Source organism: Roseateles sp. P5_E11 (assembly GCF_054049355.1).
Genome location: NZ_JBFUMO010000912.1, coordinates 1 through 1,600 on the forward strand (window position 1 = coordinate 1; position 1,600 = coordinate 1,600).

Here is a 1,600-nt window from a genome sequence, read left to right on the forward strand (position 1 = left end):
GTCCAGCCGCGCACTGCGCGCCCAGCTGCAATCCAGCCTCGGCGGCCATGGCACGCTGCGCTTTGTGGCCGGCCACTACCGCGAGCGCGACGCCGGCATGAGCGTGCCGGTGCTGCCCGATCCGGTGTCCATTCCGGTGCTGCTCCATGGCGTCACGCAAAGCAGCGACCCGCGCGTCGTCAAGAGCCAGGGCTCGAGCAACCGCGTCGAGGTCAACAYGGCGCAGGCGCTGCTGGAATTGCCTATTGGCACGAACACTCTGAGCGCGTCCCTGAGCTGGCGGCGCAGCAAGGTCGACCGGCTCTGGGACAGCGACACCACCGAGGCCGCGGTCACGAGCTCGGGCTTCCTGACCGGCAGCACCGACAAGAGCCTGGACATCCATCTGGCCTCCGACGATGGCAGCCCGTTGCAATGGCTGGTCGGCGTCACGGCCCTGCAGTTCGACCAGAGCCAGGACATCACCATCCTCACCCAGGTGCCGCTGGGTTTCCTCGTGCCGGGTGCGCCGCTGACCGTGCCCTTCCCGGGCGGCGTCGGCTTCCTGCTGGGCGGGAGCGTGCACACGCGCTCCAGCGCCGCCTACGCCGACCTGCGCTACATGCTGAATCCGCAGTGGTCGCTGCTGGCCGGCCTGCGCGTCAACCACGACAGCAAGCGTGCCGACGAATACCAGAACATCGCCGCCTTCGGTCTGGCCGGCACCGGCCACCCGAGCGACGGCTGGACCAGCACGCCGGGCAGCGTCGGCGTCGAATACAAGCCGGCCGCCGGCACGCTGGCCTATGCGCGCTGGGCGCATGGCTTCAAGTCGGGCGCGGTCAACCTCGGCGCGCTGCAGCCGAATCTCGTCAAGCCGGAGAAGGTCAGCAGCATCGAACTCGGCTTCAAGACCGAGTTCCTGGAGCGCCGCGGCGTGCTCAGCGCCGCCGTCTTCAGCAGCCGCTACAAGGACATGCAGGTCTCGCAGGTTGGCCAGGCGACGACCCTCCTGGCCAACGCGTCGGCGGCGCGCATCGATGGTGTCGAGATCGAGGCCGCGGTCAAGCCCATCGCGCCGTTGACGCTGTCGGTCGGCCTCGGCCTGATGACGCCGAAGTACACGGACTTCACCAATGTCGACCTGCGCAACGCACCGACGACGCCGGTCAATGTGCGCGGCCGGCAGCTCGCCCAGGCGTCCAAGCAGCAAGTCACCCTCGGCGCCGAATGGGCTGCCAGCCTCGGTGAGCTGCGCACCACGCTGCGCGCCGACTACAGCTGGCGCGGTCGCTTCTATTTCACCGAGTTCAACACGCCGGATGCGATGCAGGGCGCCTACGGCCTCCTGAACCTCACCGCCACGCTGCGGCCGGCTGCCGGCCCCTGGAAGCTCTGGGCCAATGTGCGCAACGTGGCCGACACGACGGCCTTCACCAGCATGAGCATCGCCTCGCCGTTGCTGGGCGCCGCCCGCCAGGTCACCTACACGCCGCCGCGCCAGTTCGCCATCGGCGCGAGCTACGACTTCTGAGGAGACCGCTATGACGCATCTGCTGGGCCACCACCAGCCCCGCTGGGAACCGCTCGCCGACGCGTTCGACGCGCTGTTCGAGCGCAG

Annotated in this window: 1 protein-coding gene; it reads left to right on the forward strand. The window is 69.1% G+C overall.

Translation table 11 applies throughout. The features are described 5' to 3' along the window. On the forward strand, positions 1–1,513 hold a 1,513-nt coding region (locus ACXJKR_RS32020), incomplete at its 5' end, for a TonB-dependent receptor (protein ID WP_457326285.1). Between the last annotated feature and the right edge of the window lie 87 nt (positions 1,514–1,600).